The following is a 16,773-nucleotide window of genomic DNA, read 5'->3' as shown; positions in this document are numbered from 1 at the left end:
CCGTCGACGAGTGCGCCGGCGGACGGAGTGATGCCGCCGGGTCACGATTGTGTCCCGACGGCCGAGTGGTTCAGTCCTCGGACTTGCGCTTCGCCTGCTCGGCGTCGTCCGCACGCTCGCCGTAGACGGGCTCACCGTTGAGTTCGGCGACCGGCTTCGGCTCGTCTTCCGGCGTCGCGGTCGTCTCGATGTCCGACGCGGTGTCGTCGACGACACGCGAGAGGGTCTGACGGTGGACCGTGACGATGGTCCCCGGCGCGATCTCGACGTCGGCGGTGACCTTCTCGTCGTCGACCGACAGGAGCGTGCCGTAGAGACCGAAGGACAGCATGACGCGGGCACCCGGGACCATCTTGGTCGCGAGCTCCGACTGCTGCTTCTTGCGCTTGCGGCTGTTGTAGAACATGAAGGCCGCGAACGCCACGACGATGACGATGAGGATGACTTCTTGACCCATGATTGCGATGCCTTCTCTGGTATTTCGGTTTCGGGCCGTAGCAGTCTAGGGCACGTGGCTGTGGCGGATGCCGCAGACGGGCCTACTCGTCGTCGAACAGTCCCGGTTGGGCGGAACCGGCCGCCTGACCGGGTGTGAGCCCGAAGTGCCGCCATGCCGCCGGCGTGGCGATCCGGCCGCGCGGGGTGCGGGTGACGAGCCCGATGCGGACCAGGAACGGCTCGACGACCGATTCGATGGTCTCGGATTCCTCCCCGACGGAGACCGCGAGCGTGTTCAGGCCGACCGGACCCCCGTCGAACCGGGTGAGCATCGTCTCGAGCACCGCGCGGTCGAGCCGGTCCAGGCCGTACTCGTCGACGTCGTAGAGCTCGAGGGCGCCCTGCACCGCGGCCATGCCGTCCCGGGTGCCGTGCACGAGGGCGTAGTCCCGGACGCGGCGGAGCAGGCGGTTCGCGATGCGCGGTGTGCCCCGTGAGCGACCGGCGATCTCGCGGAGGGCGAAGCGGTCGAAGTCGAGTTCGAGCAGGTGTGCGGCGCGGATGAGGACCTGCTCGAGTTCGTCCCGCTCGTAGAACTCGAGGTGCGCCGTGAACCCGAAGCGGTCCCGCAGCGGGTTCGGCAGGAGGCCGGCCCTGGTGGTCGCGCCGACGAGGGTGAACGGCGCGAGGTCGAGGGGGATGCTCGTCGCCCCTGCACCCTTGCCCACCATGACGTCGATGCGGAAGTCCTCCATCGCCAGGTACAGCATCTCTTCTGCCGACCGGGCCATCCGGTGGATCTCGTCGATGAAGAGGACCTCACCGGGCATCAGCGACGACAGCACGGCTGCCAGGTCGCCGGCGTGCTGGATCGCCGGACCGCTCGACATCCGCAGGGGACGGCCGGACTCGTGCGCCACGATCATCGCGAGCGTGGTCTTGCCGAGCCCGGGAGGACCGGCCATCAGGATGTGGTCGGGCGTGCGGTCCTGCATCGCCGCGGCCTTGAGGAGCAGGTCGAGCTGGCCGCGGACCTTGCGCTGTCCGACGAACTCGGCGAGCGACTTCGGGCGGAGCGCGCCCTCGAACGCGAGTTCTTCCGGTGACTGGGCGTCCGCCGCGGTGATCCCGCCGCTCATCGGCCGGCCCCGGTCGGGCGGAGGGCACCGAGCGCGGCACGGAGGAGCGCCTGGGTCCCCATGGCCGCGACACCGGGTTCGTTCGCGATCGTGTCGTCGACCGCGGAACGTGCCGCGTCCTCACGCCAGCCGAGCCCGACGAGCGCGATGACGACGTCTTCGGACGCAGGGTGCGCAGCGGCGCCCTGACCGGCGGCGGCTGCGGCGGACGAGGTCTCGAAGGCGGTGAGCTTGCCGGACAGTGCGACGATGATGAGCTTGGCGGTCTTCGGCCCGATGCCGGACACCTTGCGGAACGCGGCATCGTCGTCGTTCGCCACGGCGTTCGCGATCTGCGCCGGGTCCATCGCGCCGAGGACACCGAGGGCGGACTTCGGGCCGACCCCGGACACACTGCGGAGCAGGTCGAAGACCCGCAGCGCGTCGGTCGACTCGAACCCGAAGAGCAGGTGCTCGTCTTCGCGCACGATCATCGCCGTGCGCACGAACACCTCTACCCCGTGGCGCATGGTGAGTGCGTGGGCCGGTGTCACCGTGACGGCGTAGCCGACTCCCCCGGCCTCGATCACGACGGCGGATCCGGCGACGTCGATGCAGGTGCCCCGGAGACTCGCGATCATGCTCCGAGCCTACGTGCAGCCGCCGACGCAGCCGCAGCCGCCGCGCGGGCCAGTGGCGAGGACGCCGTGCGCCCACCGGTCCCGGCCTGTGCGTCGCGCCACGCGCGTTGCGCCGGCGTCAGGCTGCCGGACTGCACGCCGACCTGGTCGGGTGCACCGAGCCTCCAGGCATGGCAGACCGCCAGGGCGAGCGCGTCGGCGGCGTCCGCCGGCTTCGGTGCCTCGGCGAGACCGAGCACGCGCGCGATCATCGCCTGCACCTGCTTCTTGTCGGCGTTGCCGTACCCGGTGACGGCTGCCTTGACCTCGGACGGGGTGTGCAGCCCGACCGGGATGCCGCGCACCGCCGCGGCGTGCAGCGCCAGGCCGGATGCCTGTGCCGTGCCCATCACGGTGCGGACGTTCGCCTGGGCGAACACGCGCTCGACCGCGACGGCGTCGGGGTGGTGTTCCTCGATCTGCTCCGCGAGCCCCGCGGCGATCAGGACCAGCCGCTGCTCGAGCGCCATGTCCGACGGGGTGCGGACCACGGTGACCGCGACCATGCGGGCGCGTCGATCAGGGGTGACCTCGACGACGCCGACGCCGCACCGCGTGAGCCCGGGGTCGACCCCGAGCACGCGGAGCACGGGCCCGGGGCGCGACAAGGTCAGTCCTCGTCCTCGTCCTGGTCGAGCTCGGCCTGGACGTCGGCGGGGATGTCGAAGTTCGCGTAGACGTTCTGGACGTCGTCGGAGTCTTCGAGTGCATCGATGAGGCGGAACACCTTGCGGGCCGTCTCGGCGTCGACCGGGACCTTCAGGCCGGGGACGAACTCGGCGTCGGCGGAGTCGTAGTCGATGCCGGCGTCCTGCAGCGCGGTGCGGGCCGCGACGAGGTCGGTCGCCTCCGTGATGACCTCGAAGCCGCCGCCCTGGTCGATGACGTCCTCGACACCGGCGTCGAGCACCGCGGTCATGACGTCGTCCTCGGAAAGGCCGTCGACCTTCGAGACCGAGATGACGCCCTTGCGCGAGAAGTTGTACGCGACGCTGCCCGGGTCGGCCATGGTGCCGCCGTTGCGGGACATCGCCGTCCGGACCTCGGCAGCTGCACGGTTCTTGTTGTCCGTGAGGCACTCGATGAGCATCGCGACGCCGTTCGGGGCGTAGCCCTCGTACATGATCGTCGTGTACTCGATGGACTCACCGGTGAGCCCGGCGCCGCGCTTGATCGCGCGGTCGATGTTGTCGTTGGGGACCGAGGTCTTCTTCGCCTTCTGCACGGCGTCGACCAGGGTCGGGTTGCCAGACATGTCGGCGCCGCCCATCTTCGCGGCGACCTCGATGTTCTTGATGAGCTTCGCGAACGACTTGGCACGTCGCTGGTCGATGACGGCCTTCTTGTGCTTCGTCGTTGCCCACTTGGAATGCCCGGACACGGTTCTCCTTGCGTCTTGCGGAAAGTCCCCGTCAGCTTAGCGGGCTGGACGGCAGACACCGGCCTGGAGGCCCGGCGCGGCCCCGGCGGGCAGGTCGCGCCGGGCGCGCGCGCCGCCCTGCGCGCCGCCCTGCGCGCCGTTTGCACAACGGAACGCACATCGCGCCGCGCTTTCGCGCGGCGCGATGTGCGTTTGGTTGTGCGGGAGCAGATCACACCAGGCGTGGGCGCGCAGCGTGCGGGCCCGGCGCGCAGGCGGCGGTCCCGAGCGGGTCAGGCGGAGCGGACGAGGTCCAGGAAGCGTCGGTGGAAGCGGTCCTCGCCCGTGACCTCCGGGTGGAACGCACTCGCGAGGACGTTGTCCTGCTGCACGGCGACCGCGCGGCCGTCGGGCAGGGCACCGAGCACGTGCACCCCTGGACCGTGGTCCTCCACGACGGGTGCACGGATGAACACCGCGTGCACCGGTGCCTCGCCGAGGTCGGGCATCGGGATGTCGATCTCGAACGAGTCGTTCTGGTTGCCGAAGGCGTTCCGGCGCACGGTCGTGTCGAGCACGTCGAGCGTCTGCTGGCCGGTGGTCGCGTTCGTGATGCGAGCGCTCAGCATGATCATGCCCGCGCACGTGCCGTACGTCGGCAGGCCGTTCCGGATCGCAGCAGACAGCGGCTCGGCGAGCCCGAAGATCCGCGAGAGCTTGTCCATCACGCCGGACTCGCCGCCGGGGATCACGACGCCGTGCAGGCCGTCGATCTCCTCCGGGCGGCGGAGCGGCACCACGTCGGCACCGAGGTCGGTCAGCGAGACGATGTGCTCGCGGAAGTCGCCCTGCAGCGCGAGCACCCCGATGCGGGGTGCCGCACCACCGATGGGGCTACCAGCCACGCTCGGCGAGGCGGTGCGGCGCGGGGACGTCGGCGACGTTGATGCCGACCATCGCCTCACCCAGGCCGCGGGACACCTCGGCGATGACCTTGGGGTCGTCGTGGAAGGTTGTCGCCTTGACGATCGCGGCGGCGCGAGCGGCCGGGTCGCCGGACTTGAAGATGCCGGAGCCGACGAAGACGCCGTCGGCGCCGAGCTGCATCATCATCGCGGCGTCCGCCGGGGTCGCGACGCCACCCGCGGTGAAGAGGACGACGGGGAGCTTGCCGGTCTCGGCGACTTCCTGCACAACGTCGATCGGGGCCTGCAGCTCCTTCGCCGCGACGTAGAGCTCGTCGGGGCGGAGATTGCGGAGCGCCGCGATCTCCTTCGAGATGGTGCGGATGTGCTTGGTCGCCTCGGAGACGTCACCGGTGCCGGCTTCGCCCTTGGAGCGGATCATCGCCGCGCCCTCGGTGATGCGGCGGAGCGCCTCGCCGAGGTTGGTGGCACCGCAGACGAAGGGAGTGGTGAACTTCCACTTGTCGATGTGGTTCACGTAGTCGGCGGGCGAGAGCACCTCGGACTCGTCGATGTAGTCGACCCCGAGCTCCTGCAGCACCTGCGCCTCGACGAAGTGGCCGATGCGGGCCTTCGCCATGACGGGGATCGACACCGCTGCGATGATCTCCTCGATCATCGAGGGGTCGGACATGCGGGCGACGCCGCCCTGCGCGCGGATGTCGGCGGGGACGCGCTCGAGGGCCATGACCGCGGTCGCGCCGGCTTCTTCCGCGATGCGGGCCTGCTCGGCGTCGACGACGTCCATGATGACGCCGCCCTTGAGCATCTCCGCGAGGCCGCGCTTGACGCGCGAGGAGCCGGTGATGGAGGTTCCGGGGGTGCTGGTGCTGTCGCTCATGATGGCGATCAGTCTAGTGCTGCGCGGGCCACGCTTCCGCGACGAGCCGGCGGGTGTCCCCGAGCATCTGGGACATCGACTTGGTGCGGGCGATGATCGGGAAGAAGTTCGAATCGGACTCCCACCGCGGGACGATGTGCTGGTGCAGGTGTCCGGCGACGCCGGCGCCCGCGACCTCGCCCTGGTTCATGCCGATGTTGAAGCCGTCGCAGTGCGAGACCTGCCGGAGGACCCGCATCCCGGTCTGCGTCAGCTCGCCGATCTCCCGGAGTTCCGCGGGCGTTGCCTCGTCGTAGAGGGGCGTGTGGCGGTACGGGCAGACGAGCAGGTGCCCGTTGTTGTACGGGTACAGGTTGAGCAGGACGTAGGCGTGCTCGCCCCTGGCGACGATGAGGGCGTCCTCGTCGGACTTCCGCGGAGCTTCGCAGAACGGGCAGTCGTCCTTGTGTCCGCGGCCCTCGCCCTCGCGACCGGCGTCGATGTACGCCATCCGGTGCGGGTTCCAGAGACGCTGGAAGGCATCCGGGACGGCCGCCTGCGTGGCGGCGTCCCGGATGACCAGCGGCTCGTCCTGCTCGGCCGACATCAGACCTGGGCGCGCTCGCGGATCGCCGTGAGGATGCGCTCGACGGCCTCGTCCACGGGCACGCCGTTGTCCTGACGACCGTCGCGGAACCGGAAGCTCACCGCACCGGCGTCGCGGTCGTCGCCGCCCGCGATGAGCTGGAACGGCACCTTTGCCTTGGTGTGCGTGCGGATCTTCTTCTGCATGCGGTCGTCCGAGTGGTCGACCTCGGCCCGGACGCCGTGTGCGCGGAGCTTCGCGATCACCTCGTCGAGGTAGTCGGCGTACTCCTCGGCGACGGGGATGCCGACGACCTGCACCGGGGACAGCCACGCCGGGAACGCACCGGCGTAGTGCTCGGTGAGCACGCCGAAGAACCGCTCGATCGAGCCGAACAGGGCGCGGTGGATCATCACGGGACGCTGACGGGTGCCGTCGGCGGCCGCGTACTCCAGCTCGAAGCGCTCGGGCAGGTTGAAGTCGAGCTGCACGGTCGACATCTGCCACGTGCGACCGATGGCGTCGCGGGCCTGCACGGAGATCTTCGGGCCGTAGAACGCCGCGCCTGCGGGGTCCGGCACGAGCTCGAGCCCGGACTCCTCGGCGACCTCACGCAGGGTGTTCGTCGCCTCTTCCCAGACGTCGTCGTCGCCGACGTACTTCTCCGGGTCCTTCGTGGAGAGCTCGAGGTAGAAGTCGTCGAGGCCGTAGTCGCGGAGCAGCGAGAGCACGAACTGCAGCGTCGTGGTCAGCTCCTCCTTCATCTTCTCCTTGGTGGTGAAGATGTGCGCGTCGTCCTGGGTCATGCCGCGGACCCGGGTGAGGCCGTGGATGACGCCGGACTTCTCGTTGCGGTAGACCGTGCCGAACTCGAACATCCGCAGGGGCAGGTCGCGGTAGGACCGTGCCTGCGAGCGGTACGCCAGGATGTGCATCGGGCAGTTCATCGGCTTGAGGTAGTAGTCCGCGCCCTGACGGGAGACGTTGCCGTCCTCGTCCACCGCCTGGTCCATGTGCATGGGCGGGAACATGCCGTCCTTGTACCACCCGAGGTGGCCGGACTGCTCGAACAGGTCGCCCTTGGTGATGTGCGGCGTGTAGACGAAGGAGTAGCCCTCTTGCTCGTGCCGCCGGCGCGAGTAGTCCTCCATCTCGCGGCGGATGATCCCGCCCTTCGGGTGGAAGATCGCCAGGCCCGAGCCGATCTCGTCCGGGAACGAGAACAGGTCGAGCTCGGCACCGAGCTTGCGGTGGTCGCGCTTGGCCGCCTCTTCCAGTCGAACGAGGTAGGCCTTCAGCTGGTCCTTGTCGGGCCAGGCGGTGCCGTAGATGCGCTGCAGCTGCGGGTTCTTCTCGGAGCCGCGCCAGTACGCAGCGGCGACGCGCATGAGCTTGGCGGCGTTGCCGATCCACCGGGTGTGCGGGACGTGCGGGCCACGGCAGAGGTCCTGCCAGACGACGTCGCCGGACTTCGGGTCGACGTTCTCGTAGACGGTGAGTTCACCGGCACCGACCTCGACGCTCTCGCCGGAGTCGCCGTCGGCCGCAGCGCCCTTCAGACCGATGAGCTCCTGCTTGTAGGGCTCGCCGGCCATCAGCTCGCGGGCTTCGTCGTCGGTCACGACCCGGCGACGGAAACGCTGGGCCTGCTTGACGATGCGGTCCATGCCCTTCTCGATCGCCTTGAGGTCCTCGGGCGTGAAGGGCTCGGCGACGTCGAAGTCGTAGTAGAAGCCGTCGGTGACGGGCGGGCCGATGCCGAGCTTGGCGTCGGGGTTGATCTGCTGCACCGCCTGCGCGAGCACGTGCGCGGCGGAGTGGCGCAGGATGTCGAGGCCGTCCTGCTCGTCGAGGGTGACCGGCTCGGCGGTCTCCCCCGCCTGCACGTCCGCGGCGAGGTCCTTGAGGACGCCGTCGACGCGGATCGCGACGATCCCGCGCACGCCGTCGAAGAGCTCGGTGCCCGTCGTGGTCGTCGTCGCGGTCCGGGGCTCGGGTGCCTGGGGAAGCTCTGCGGGCTCGGGTGCGACTGACTCGGTCACGATGATGGGACTCCTCGGTTGGATGGGGTGGATCAAGACTAGTGCGCGAGGGCGGTCACGCCGGGACCATCCCGAGCGTCGTCACGGGCAGGCGCGGTTCGATGCGCTCGCGGCCCGCGAGCCCGTCGAGTTCGAGCAACGCCGCGAACCCGATGGCCTGGTAGCCGGCGCGTTCCAACAGCGTGATCGTGGCGTCGGCGGTCCCACCGGTCGCGAGGACGTCGTCCACGACGAGCACGCGCGTGCCGGCCGGGAGCTGACCGGGACGGAGTTCGAGCTCGGCCTCGCCGTACTCGAGCGCGTACTGCTCACTGAGGACCTCGCCGGGGAGCTTGCCCGCCTTGCGGACCGTCAGCACGCCGACCTGGTGCTGCGCGGCGATCCCGCCGGCGAGGGCGAACCCGCGTGCTTCGATGCCGGCGACGGCATCGAACCCGGCGCCGATCGCGAACGGGGCCGCGAGGGCTTCGCAGACCCGGCCGAACGCCACGGCGTCGGAGAACACCGGCGTCACGTCACGGAACAGGGTCCCCGGCTTCGGGAAGTCCGGGACGATGGCGGTGAGTCGTTCGACGAGGGCAGCAGCGGTTTCGGTCACCCGACAACGGTACGGGTTCGACGACGAACGCCCGGCACGCAGCCGACGACGAACGCCCGGCACGCGGCCGGCGGCGAACGCCCGGCAGGCACGGTGCCGGGCGTTCGTCGTCAGCGCCACATGCGCATGCCGACACCGAGCATCAGCCACTCGGCTTCGCGCTCGGCCCGTTCGCGCTCGAGCTGCACACGCAGTGCGGGGTCGATCGAGGGCCGGACGCGACGGGTGCGGCGGCTCCAGATGATGAGTGCCATCCCGATGCGCAGCGCGACCCGATCGGTCAGCGAGACCGTGCGGGGCGCGTCGAGCGCTTCGGGGGGACGGAGGACGGACTTCGTTGACATCGTGGTCACCGTTCGATGAAGAAATGTTGAACAAGAAGCGGGCATGGCGAATCACCCCATGCCGGGCGTGGGGAATGGACCGGACCCGGGGTCGATGCATTTGCACCGAATGACCCGGAATCGGTCAGGAGAACGTCGTGACACGGAAATCGTCGCAGCCACCACCGACATTTCCGACGGCATTCCCGGTCGTCGCCGTGCGCCCGACCGCGACCGCGATGCAGCGGTCCGGCGAGCACCGACGGCGGCCGGTCAGCTCCGGACGATCCCTGCGCGAGCGGTGCTCAGCGCACGCACCGAACGGCTGCGGAGATGAGGTGAGTGGAGGACGTTCCGCGTCAGCGGGACCCGGCGAACGGGGCGCCGGTGATCCCACGGACTGCACGGAACGGCGTCTGCGTGGTGATGGTGTTGGTGAACATGTCGGCCCCCTTTCGGCACGAGGTCTGGTTGCAGCGAGCGGATCGTTCGCTGCGTGAGAACACTATCCACATTCCCGGCAGGAGCGCAAGCGGAAATCGGAAGAACGAGGAATTGCATTTCCGAACACGACGAACACCCCGGAACCGATGTGGTTCCGGGGCGTTCGTCACCGGGCCGGACTAGACGCCGACCGCCGCCTGCGCCGTGACGGCCAGGCCGTCCTCGCCGACGGTCACACGGACCGTGTCACCTGCCTGCACGGCCCCGTCGACCACGAGAGTCGCGATGCGGTCGTCGACCTCGCGCTGGATCAGCCGGCGGAGCGGGCGGGCGCCGTACTCCGGCTCGTACCCGTTCTCGGCGAGCCAGTCGACCGCCTCGTCGGACACCGACAGGACCATGTCCTGCGCGATGAGTCGCATCGCGGTCTCCGAGACGAGCAGGGAGACGATCGCGTGCAGCTGCGCACGGTCGAGCTTGCGGAACAGCACGATGTCGTCGATGCGGTTGATGAACTCGGGACGCATGGCCTCGCGGAGCTTGCCCATCACCCGGTTGCGGAGGTCCTCGTCCGAGTAGCCGCCGTCCGCCGACGCCGAGAACCCGAGCGCACCGGAGCGCGACGCGAGGAACTCGGACCCGATGTTCGACGTCATGATGACCACCGTGTTCCGGAAGTCCACGGTTCGACCCTGCCCGTCGGTCAGCCGGCCGTCGTCGAGCACCTGCAGGAGCAGGTTGAACACGTCCGGGTGCGCCTTCTCGACCTCGTCGAGCAGGACGACCGAGTACGGGTTCCGACGGACGCGCTCGGTGAGCTGCCCGGCCTCGTCGTAGCCGACGTACCCGGGAGGGGCGCCGACCAGTCGGGAGACGGTGTGCCGCTCGCCGAACTCGCTCATGTCGAAGCGGAGCATCGCCGACTCGTCGCCGAACAGCGACGCCGCGAGCGACTTCGCCAGCTCGGTCTTGCCGACACCGGTCGGCCCGAGGAACAGGAAGCTGCCCACCGGTCGGCGCGGGTCGCCCATGCCGGTCCGGTTGCGGCGGACCGCCGTGGCGATCGCGCGGACGGCGTCGTCCTGGCCGACGACGCGTTCGTGCAGCTCGGACTCGAGCGCGGCGAGCCGCGTCCGGTCACCCTGCGTCAGCCGGGTGGCCGGGATCCCGGTTGCGCGGCTCACCACCGCAGCGATGTCGGCTTCCGTGATCTCGCTGGTCACCGATTCCTGACGGGAGGCACGGCTGACGTCCGCCGACGAGGCGGCGGTGATCCGGGCCTCCAGTTCGACCGTCTGGTCGCGCAGGCGCGACGCCTCCTCGTACAGCTCCTCGGCCACCGCGCGGTCCTTGTCCGCCAGCAGCTCGGCGAGCTGGTCGCGGAGGGCCTCGACGTCGACGTCGCCGGAACGGGCGAGTCGACGGCGTGCGCCGGCCTGGTCGATGAGGTCGATGGCCTTGTCGGGGAGGTGCCGGTCGGTGACGTAGCGGTGCGACAGCTCGACCGCGGCGCGGAGGGCGTCGTCGGTGTACGTGACACCGTGGTGCTCGGCGTAGCGCGGGGCGAGGCCGGTCAGGATCGCGACGGCGTCCTCGACGCTCGGCTCCCCCACCGTGACGGGCTGGAAGCGACGCTCGAGTGCGGCGTCCTTCTCGATCCGCCGGTACTCGTTCAACGTCGTCGCGCCGACCATGTGCAGGTCGCCGCGGGCGAGCCGGGGCTTGAGGATGTTGCCGGCGTCCATCGAGCCGCCCTCGCCGCCACCACCGGCGCCGACGACGGTGTGGAGCTCGTCGACGAAGACGATGAGCTCGTCGGCGTGCGCCGCGATCTCGTCCATCGCCTTCGTGAGGCGCTCCTCGAAGTCGCCGCGGTAGCGGGTGCCGGAGAGCATGCCCGCGAGGTCGAGTGCCACGACACGCTTGCCGTGGAGCAGCGCCGGCACGTCGCCGTCGGCGATGCGCTGTGCGAGTCCCTCGACGATGGCGGTCTTGCCGACGCCGGGCTCGCCGATCAGCACGGGGTTGTTCTTGGTGCGACGGAGCAGGATCTCGACGGTCTGCTCGATCTCCTCCGCACGACCGATCACGGGGTCGATGCGTCCGTCACGAGCGCGCTCGGTCAGGTCGGTGCCGAACTGGTCGAGGGTCGGGGTGTCCGACTGCTCCTGCTGGTCCGCCTCGGTCGTTCCCGGCATGGGACGCCCCTCTCGAGCCGCCTCTGCGGCCTGTTGTGCGTAGGACTGCATGACCTGAGGGGTCACGCCGGCGCTCGCGAGGAGCTGGCCGGTGACGGTCTCCTGGTCCATCACGAGCGCGAAGAAGACGTGCTCGGGGTCGGTGTAGGTGCTGCCGAACCCGCGCGCGGCCTGCGTCGCCTCGACGAGGATGCGCTGCGCGGACGGGGTCAGCGCCGGGCGGCCGTCGACGCGGACGTCGGACGGGGCGGGGAGCCGCTGTTCGATCTCCTCGGCCAGGCGCTCGGGGTCGACGCCACCGGAGCGGATCACGGCGTCGAAGGGCTGGGTGCGGACGAGCACGTGCAGGATGTGCAGTGCGTCGATCTCGCGCTGCCCCTGCGCCACCGCGAACTCGGCGGTGTGCTGGAGCAGCTCGTGGGTGCGACGGCTGAGTAGTCGCGTGATGTCGACGGGGCGCCCCAGCGAACGGTAGCGCTGGGTGTCACCGTCGGTCTGCGCCGCGAGCAGGCGGGCGAGGAACTCGTCGAACGAGTCACTGCCGCCGGTCGGGCCGAACGTCTCTGGCAACGGGACCTCCTGGGAACTTGAGTGCCTTTGACTCAATGCAACGCAGGAGGGGCCGGGTCATTCCCGGTCGTGCGAGAAACTTGCGGCGACTCGACTCAGGTCCGGGTTCGCGTCCGGGCTCAGGTCCGGGCGATCGCCGCGGTGGTGGCCTCGGTGATCGCGAGCAGGTCGCTCGGGGCGATCTCGATGTCGAAGCCCCGACGGCCGCCGGACACGAAGATCGTCGGGTACTCGGATGCCGATTCGTCGAGCACGGTGCGGATCCGGGAGCGCTGGCCGACCGGGCTGATCCCGCCGACCACGTAACCGGTGCGCTTCTCGGCGAGGGCGGGGTCGGCGAGTGTGGCCTTCTTGCCCCCGACCGCTGCGGCGATGGCCTTGAGGTCGAGGCGGTTCGCGACCGGGACGATCGCGACCGCCAGGACACCGTCGACGGAGACGATCAGCGTCTTGAAGACCTGTTCCTCGCGGAGGCCGAGCGCGGCTGCCGCTTCCTCGCCGAAGTTCGTCGCGGTCTCGTGGTGCTCGTACACGTGCGGGGTGAACGGGACGCCTGCCCGCTCCAGCGCGAGCGTCGCAGGGGTGCTCGGGGATCCAACGCTCATGCCGTGATCCTCCCCCGTCCGGGACGCATGCCGTCGGCGGCACGCGGGGTTACGCTGAACGGACCATGGCCGTGATCGAGGTGCTCCTGCGCGCAGTCGCCGCGCTGCTCCTCGTCGACCCCGCGTCCGGCACGCCGTCGATGCTCGCGCTGGCCGCCCTGGGGATCGCAGCCGTCGCGGCGGCCGTGCTCGTCGCGCAGGTACTCGCGCTCGTGCTCGGTGTCCCGCTCGGTGCCGGCCCGCTCGCGCAGCGTCGACACGAGGACGTCGTCACACGCATCGGGTGGAGCCACCCCGACGCCGACGGACACGCACGCCCGAGGGCACCGGGGGTCGTCGCCGCGACCTGACACCGATCGACGGTGCCGGGTCGTCCGCCGACCTCACGTCACCTCACTCGATCGGAATCGTCATGGATCTCTCCACCCTGCCCGTCGTCGGCCCACTGCTGCACCTCGGTGCCGACCTGCTTGCCTCGCTCTCCGCAGAGCTCGCTCCCGTCGCCGGACCGCTCGCCGCCGCACTGGCCGTCGTGCTCCTCACGCTGGCCGTCCGCGCGGTGCTCGTCCCACTGTCCGTCTTGCAGGTCAGAGCCGAGCGCGACCGTCGTCGGCTCGCCCCGCAGATCGCCGCGCTGCGCAAGCGCCACGGGAAGGACGCCGAGCGGCTCCAGCGCGCGATGCTGGAGCTCTACACGTCTGAGAAGGTCTCGCCGTTGGCGGGGTGCCTGCCGGTGCTCGCGCAGGCTCCGGTCCTGTCGATGGTCTACGCGCTGTTCACGCACGCGAGCATCGCCGGCGCGACGAACACCCTGCTCGAGGCGACGCTCGCCGGGGTCCCGCTCGGGCACTCGCTGTTCGTGGTCATCTCGTCCCCGCTGTGGGCGCACGCCTGGGTGTTCCTGTTGCTCCTCGCCGTCCTCGCGGCGGTGGTGGAGCTCACCCGTCGGGCGAACCTGCGGTGGAACCCTGCTGCCGTCTCGTCCGAGGACGGCCCCGGCACCGCGGCGACCACAGCGATCGGACGGGTTGCACCCTTCGTCACGGTGGTCTTCGCGGCGATCGCACCGCTCGCCGCCGCGCTCTACGTCGTGACGAGTGCAGGGTGGACGCTCGGCGAGCGCGCGGTGCTTCGCCGGGTCCTGGCGTAGCGGATCGGGGCCCGGGGCGGCGGGGCCCGGGATCAGCCCTCGTGCTGGGGACCCTGGTCGACGGGGTCGTACTCGGTGCCGCGGCCCTGCTCTTCTTCCGGGAGCGGGTTGTGGCGCTCGGTGCCGCTGCCGCCGGGGTTCGTCGCGACGTAGTCGGCCTCGCCGGACTGCGTGTCGCGGCTGACGGGTTCGACGATCTCGGGGTCGGGTTCACGCGATGAGGTCATGCGCCAGGACTACTCCCCCGAACTGGGCGGGCGCGGCGGGCCCGGGAGTGCAACGATGAGCGGGAGAGCAGCGGCCGGACTCCGGGAGCACGCATGGCCGACGACGGCGACGACACCACGGACGCCCGAGCGCGCCTGGAACGCGTGGCGTGGGGTGCCGGGTCGACCGAGGCGGAGGCCGCCAAGGCGCGCATCGCGCTCGCTGACCTCGATCGACGGGCGCAGCGACGCTCGAGCGCCGTCCGCCGCGAACCTGCGGCAGCGGAGGCCGCCCCCGCTCCTGCCGCGGCTCCTCTGCCGGAACCGGCCCCGATGCCGAGACCCGACCCCGTGCCGGAGCGGAGGCCGACCGATCAGGGTGAGCCGAGCCTCCAGGCCGAGACGGATGGAACTGCCGAGCCGGACCGCCCGGAGGGTGCGGACGACGACGCAACGCGACCCTCCTCGGTCTGGGGGCGTGTGCGGCGGGTGTTCGCCGGACGGCGGGCGCGACCGTGGATCGCCGGCGGTGTCGCTGCGGCGGTCGTCGTCGCGTTCGGGACCGGACTCGTGGTGGGGACCGCGCGTCCGGACATGCCGGCGTCCCCGTCGGTGACCCCGTCCGCGGGCACGGTGACCCTCGAGCAGCTCCTCGACGCACCGCAGACGTACGCGGACCAGCTGCCGGGGTCGTTCGAGGTGCCGGTGAGCCTGCACACGACCCGACTCGTGTTCACGAACCGGTCGCTGAGCGGCGACGACTCGGCGACACCCTGGAACGTCTGGGCCGGCGTCGGCTCTGACCGGTCCACGATCTGCCTGGTGGCGACGGCGGACCGGCTGCAGGCCACGACCGCGTGCTACCCGCGGGAGGACGCGCTGCACGGGTCGGTGTCGCTCTCTGCGTCGTCGCTCAGCGGGACGCTCACGGTCAACCTCTCGGGTGGCGGCGTCCAGGGGCTCGTGACGAACGAGTACTGATCGGGAATGTCCGCGCGGCTCCTGCGTTGGAGCGCTCCTAGGACATTCTCGGCAAGGGCCCTCGCCAGGTCCGGTCCATCGTGCAACACTGGATGGATCGCACTCGCCGTGGAGTGACCAACCAACACACCCACAACCCGCGAGCGCGCACTGCCCGACCGACCCGGTCGTGGTGTCGCCGACGTGACATCCCCGTCGCGCGCTCCACCACGCCTTGAGGAGGTCAGCACCGTGTCCACCAGCACAGCGTCCATCAGCACGACCACGTCCACGGTCTCGACGTCCGTCCTGACCTCGAAGGCCGTCGTCGGCATCGCCGTCCTCGGCCTCGCGACGTTCTTCGCGATCACGACCGAGCTCATGCCCGTCGGGCTGCTCGGCACCATGAGCAAGGACCTCGGCGTCACCGAGTCCACCATGGGCATCGTCATCACCGTCTACGCGACCGCGGTGGCGCTGCTGGCACTCCCGCTGACGTCGCTCACCGCGCGGATGCCCAGGAAGACCGTGCTCGTGTCGACCCTCGTCGGGTACACGGTCTCGAACCTGATGATCGCGCTCGCGCCGTCCTTCGCGATCGTCTGCGCCGGCCGGGTGGTCGGTGGCATCGCGCACGCGCTGTTCTTCTCGGTCGCGTCGGCGTACGCCACGCGCATCGTGCCGCCGCGGCTCGCCGGCCGTGCCATCGCGTTCGTCTACTCCGGGAGCTCGCTGGGCTTCGTCATCGGCGTGCCCCTCGCAACCGGGGTCGGGCAGTCGATCGGGTGGCGCCCGGCAGTCGGTGCCGTCGCGGTCTGCGCGGCGATCCTGGCCGTCGTGGCCCTGGCGTTCCTGCCCGGCGTACGCGGCACGTCCTCGCCGCACATCGGGTCGCCGAAGGCATGGGCACGCAGCGGACTCCTCGCCGTCGTCGTGGCCGACCTGCTGCTCTTCGCCGGGCACTACATCGTCTACACGTACATCGGGCCGTACGCGATCGACGCCGGGCTCGCCTCCGGCCTGGTGAGTGGGGCGCTGCTCGTCCTCGGCGGCACCGGGGTGATCGGGCTCTGGCTCGCCGGCATGTTCGTCGACAAGGCCCCGCGCCAGACCCTCATCGCCGCGGTCGCCACGATGGCAGCCGCCTTCGCCGCACTGCCGTTCGTGCACGGTTCGCTCATCGGGACGATGATCGTCGCCGGGGTCTGGATGGCCGCGAACGGCACGACGGGGACGCTCTTCATGGCGGCGGCGATCCGGACCGGGGGCGTCTCCCCCGACATCGCGGGTGCGCTCGTCAACGGGGCGTCGAACATCGGCATCGCCGGCGGTGCGGCCATCGGCGGGCAGGTGCTCGGGCTCACGGGCATGCAGACGCTGCCCTTCGCCGGGGCCGTCGTGCTGCTCGGGTCGCTCGGGGTGGTCGTCGCCGCCCGTCGGGGCTTCCCGCTGCGGACGACGCACCAGGAGCACCTGTCGACGTCGTCCATCGAGGCGATCACGTCGTCCCTCGGGGTCGTCACCACCTCGATGCCGACGATCAGCCGGGCGATCCAGACCATGACGGGGTCCGTCGCGACGATCACCGGGACGACGCGGACGCAACGCTCGCACTGACGCGGCGGCGCGGCGCCAGGCCCGGCGCGGTTCGCTCTCGCACAACCAAAAGCGATCCGCGCCACGAGAAGTCGTGGCGCGGATCGCTTTCGG

18 protein-coding genes are annotated in these 16,773 nt (G+C 70.5%); 4 read left to right on the top strand and 14 right to left on the bottom strand.

Translation table 11 applies throughout. From position 1 onward, the window contains the following. Window positions 1-70: 70 nt before the first annotated feature. The 13 genes from ACO0E1_RS09105 to ybaK all read right to left on the bottom strand — a co-directional run bounded on the left by ACO0E1_RS09105 (window position 71) and on the right by ybaK (window position 12,747). Window positions 71-457 (bottom strand): preprotein translocase subunit YajC, encoded by a 387-nt coding sequence (locus ACO0E1_RS09105; RefSeq protein WP_281264555.1) that lies wholly within the window; start codon window positions 455-457, stop codon window positions 71-73. Window positions 458-539: 82 nt separating this feature from the next. Further along, a complete protein-coding gene (gene ruvB / locus ACO0E1_RS09100; RefSeq protein ID WP_422873903.1) occupies window positions 540-1,577 on the bottom strand; it encodes a Holliday junction branch migration DNA helicase RuvB in 1,038 nt (345 codons plus the stop codon). Beyond that, window positions 1,574-2,197, bottom strand: coding sequence for a Holliday junction branch migration protein RuvA (gene ruvA, locus ACO0E1_RS09095; protein WP_422873902.1), 624 nt, complete (start codon window positions 2,195-2,197; stop codon window positions 1,574-1,576). Before ruvA ends, ruvB begins: the two co-directional genes overlap by 4 nt. Next, the gene (ruvC, locus tag ACO0E1_RS09090; protein WP_422873901.1) at window positions 2,194-2,844 is read right to left on the bottom strand and encodes a crossover junction endodeoxyribonuclease RuvC; all 651 of its coding nucleotides are present in this window, start codon (window positions 2,842-2,844) and stop codon (window positions 2,194-2,196) included. The genes ruvA and ruvC overlap by 4 nt, the downstream gene beginning before the upstream one ends. 2 nt (window positions 2,845-2,846) lie before the next feature. Continuing rightward, on the bottom strand, window positions 2,847-3,617 hold the full coding sequence (locus ACO0E1_RS09085) for a YebC/PmpR family DNA-binding transcriptional regulator (RefSeq protein ID WP_281264552.1): 771 nt from the start codon (window positions 3,615-3,617) through the stop codon (window positions 2,847-2,849). A gap of 272 nt (window positions 3,618-3,889) precedes the next feature. Further along, a complete protein-coding gene (pdxT, locus tag ACO0E1_RS09080; RefSeq protein WP_422873900.1) occupies window positions 3,890-4,501 on the bottom strand; it encodes a pyridoxal 5'-phosphate synthase glutaminase subunit PdxT in 612 nt (203 codons plus the stop codon). Continuing rightward, complete coding sequence (pdxS, locus tag ACO0E1_RS09075; RefSeq protein WP_422873899.1) at window positions 4,491-5,402, bottom strand: pyridoxal 5'-phosphate synthase lyase subunit PdxS; 912 nt, start codon at window positions 5,400-5,402, stop codon at window positions 4,491-4,493. Before pdxS ends, pdxT begins: the two co-directional genes overlap by 11 nt. A gap of 13 nt (window positions 5,403-5,415) precedes the next feature. Next, entirely contained in the window at window positions 5,416-5,988 is a 573-nt protein-coding gene (locus tag ACO0E1_RS09070) for an HIT family protein (protein ID WP_422873898.1), read from the bottom strand. After that, window positions 5,988-7,910, bottom strand: coding sequence for a threonine--tRNA ligase (gene thrS / locus ACO0E1_RS09065; RefSeq protein ID WP_422874083.1), 1,923 nt, complete (start codon window positions 7,908-7,910; stop codon window positions 5,988-5,990). Before thrS ends, ACO0E1_RS09070 begins: the two co-directional genes overlap by 1 nt. A gap of 154 nt (window positions 7,911-8,064) precedes the next feature. After that, on the bottom strand, window positions 8,065-8,607 hold the full coding sequence (locus tag ACO0E1_RS09060) for an adenine phosphoribosyltransferase (RefSeq protein ID WP_422873897.1): 543 nt from the start codon (window positions 8,605-8,607) through the stop codon (window positions 8,065-8,067). Window positions 8,608-8,717: 110 nt separating this feature from the next. Then, a complete protein-coding gene (locus ACO0E1_RS09055; protein ID WP_422873896.1) occupies window positions 8,718-8,951 on the bottom strand; it encodes a hypothetical protein in 234 nt (77 codons plus the stop codon). A 602-nt stretch (window positions 8,952-9,553) separates the two neighbouring features. Next, window positions 9,554-12,142 carry an ATP-dependent Clp protease ATP-binding subunit gene (locus ACO0E1_RS09050; RefSeq protein WP_422873895.1) on the bottom strand — a complete coding sequence of 863 codons (2,589 nt, stop codon included), beginning with the start codon at window positions 12,140-12,142 and terminating at the stop codon, window positions 9,554-9,556. 119 nt (window positions 12,143-12,261) lie between these two features. Continuing rightward, a complete protein-coding gene (gene ybaK / locus ACO0E1_RS09045) occupies window positions 12,262-12,747 on the bottom strand; it encodes a Cys-tRNA(Pro) deacylase (RefSeq protein ID WP_422873894.1) in 486 nt (161 codons plus the stop codon). A gap of 65 nt (window positions 12,748-12,812) precedes the next feature. Here ybaK and ACO0E1_RS09040 point away from each other — a divergent pair, with 65 nt between their 5' ends. Next, window positions 12,813-13,097, top strand: coding sequence for a DUF6412 domain-containing protein (locus ACO0E1_RS09040; RefSeq protein ID WP_422873893.1), 285 nt, complete (start codon window positions 12,813-12,815; stop codon window positions 13,095-13,097). A gap of 62 nt (window positions 13,098-13,159) precedes the next feature. Next, window positions 13,160-13,897, top strand: a complete 738-nt coding sequence (locus tag ACO0E1_RS09035) for a YidC/Oxa1 family membrane protein insertase (RefSeq protein ID WP_422873892.1) — start codon at window positions 13,160-13,162, stop codon at window positions 13,895-13,897. A 32-nt stretch (window positions 13,898-13,929) separates the two neighbouring features. Here the strand turns inward: ACO0E1_RS09035 and ACO0E1_RS09030 are convergent, their stop codons facing one another. Next, window positions 13,930-14,124, bottom strand: a complete 195-nt coding sequence (locus ACO0E1_RS09030) for a hypothetical protein (protein ID WP_422873891.1) — start codon at window positions 14,122-14,124, stop codon at window positions 13,930-13,932. 93 nt (window positions 14,125-14,217) lie between these two features. Between ACO0E1_RS09030 and ACO0E1_RS09025 the strand changes: the two genes are divergently transcribed. Both ACO0E1_RS09025 and ACO0E1_RS09020 read left to right on the top strand, forming a co-directional pair. Then, window positions 14,218-15,084 carry a hypothetical protein gene (locus tag ACO0E1_RS09025; RefSeq protein WP_422873890.1) on the top strand — a complete coding sequence of 289 codons (867 nt, stop codon included), beginning with the start codon at window positions 14,218-14,220 and terminating at the stop codon, window positions 15,082-15,084. Window positions 15,085-15,315: 231 nt separating this feature from the next. Next, complete coding sequence (locus ACO0E1_RS09020; protein WP_422873889.1) at window positions 15,316-16,680, top strand: MFS transporter; 1,365 nt, start codon at window positions 15,316-15,318, stop codon at window positions 16,678-16,680. The last annotated feature ends 93 nt before the right edge of the window (window positions 16,681-16,773 follow it).

This window comes from Curtobacterium guangdongense (assembly GCF_049341845.1).
Lineage (GTDB): Bacteria > Actinomycetota > Actinomycetes > Actinomycetales > Microbacteriaceae > Curtobacterium > Curtobacterium guangdongense.
The sequence above is the reverse complement of the archived record's forward strand: the minus strand, read 5'-3'. Positions and strand labels throughout refer to the sequence as shown.

Coding starts and splice junctions, on each gene's coding strand:
- ACO0E1_RS09105 (WP_281264555.1), bottom strand. CDS start 457: ATGGGTCAAGAAGTCATCCTCATCGTCATCGTCGTGGCGTTCGCGGCC.
- ruvB (WP_422873903.1), bottom strand. CDS start 1,577: ATGAGCGGCGGGATCACCGCGGCGGACGCCCAGTCACCGGAAGAACTC.
- ruvA (WP_422873902.1), bottom strand. CDS start 2,197: ATGATCGCGAGTCTCCGGGGCACCTGCATCGACGTCGCCGGATCCGCC.
- ACO0E1_RS09030 (WP_422873891.1), bottom strand. CDS start 14,124: ATGACCTCATCGCGTGAACCCGACCCCGAGATCGTCGAACCCGTCAGC.
- ACO0E1_RS09035 (WP_422873892.1), top strand. CDS start 13,160: ATGGATCTCTCCACCCTGCCCGTCGTCGGCCCACTGCTGCACCTCGGT.
- pdxS (WP_422873899.1), bottom strand. CDS start 5,402: ATGAGCGACAGCACCAGCACCCCCGGAACCTCCATCACCGGCTCCTCG.
- ybaK (WP_422873894.1), bottom strand. CDS start 12,747: ATGAGCGTTGGATCCCCGAGCACCCCTGCGACGCTCGCGCTGGAGCGG.
- ACO0E1_RS09040 (WP_422873893.1), top strand. CDS start 12,813: ATGGCCGTGATCGAGGTGCTCCTGCGCGCAGTCGCCGCGCTGCTCCTC.
- ACO0E1_RS09070 (WP_422873898.1), bottom strand. CDS start 5,988: ATGTCGGCCGAGCAGGACGAGCCGCTGGTCATCCGGGACGCCGCCACG.
- ACO0E1_RS09025 (WP_422873890.1), top strand. CDS start 14,218: ATGGCCGACGACGGCGACGACACCACGGACGCCCGAGCGCGCCTGGAA.
- ACO0E1_RS09055 (WP_422873896.1), bottom strand. CDS start 8,951: ATGTCAACGAAGTCCGTCCTCCGTCCCCCCGAAGCGCTCGACGCGCCC.